This window comes from Tropicimonas omnivorans (genome assembly GCF_031846565.1).
Lineage (GTDB): Bacteria > Pseudomonadota > Alphaproteobacteria > Rhodobacterales > Rhodobacteraceae > Tropicimonas_B > Tropicimonas_B omnivorans.
The window spans coordinates 1-284 of sequence record NZ_JAVRHL010000018.1 but is presented as its reverse complement, the minus strand read 5'-3'; the positions used below and the strand labels follow the sequence as shown (position 1 = coordinate 284).

The window sequence follows — 284 nt, the reverse complement described above, 5'->3', positions numbered from 1 at the left end:
GCGATCTCGATCTCCGAGGATGCGACGTTCGTCGCTGGCACCGCCGACACGGTGGGCACGGTGACGAACTCCGGCACCTATGACGTGAACGCTGCGCAGACCGTCGCCTCTCTCGGCAACGAGGGCCTCGTCACGCTCGACGCGAACCTGACCGCCGGCGCGGATGGTGTCTACAACGACGCCGCAGGCACCATCGAGCAGCGCGCGGACATCACCTCCGAAGGGAGCGTCACCAACAACGGCGATCTCGAGGTGACGGGCGATCGGCTGATCAAGACGACGGG

1 protein-coding gene is annotated in these 284 nt (G+C 66.5%); it reads left to right on the top strand.

Annotated features, from left to right (window positions below; translation table 11 throughout):
- A partial coding sequence (locus tag RM543_RS18895; protein WP_311694478.1) for a hypothetical protein occupies positions 1 to 284 on the top strand: 284 nt, incomplete at both ends.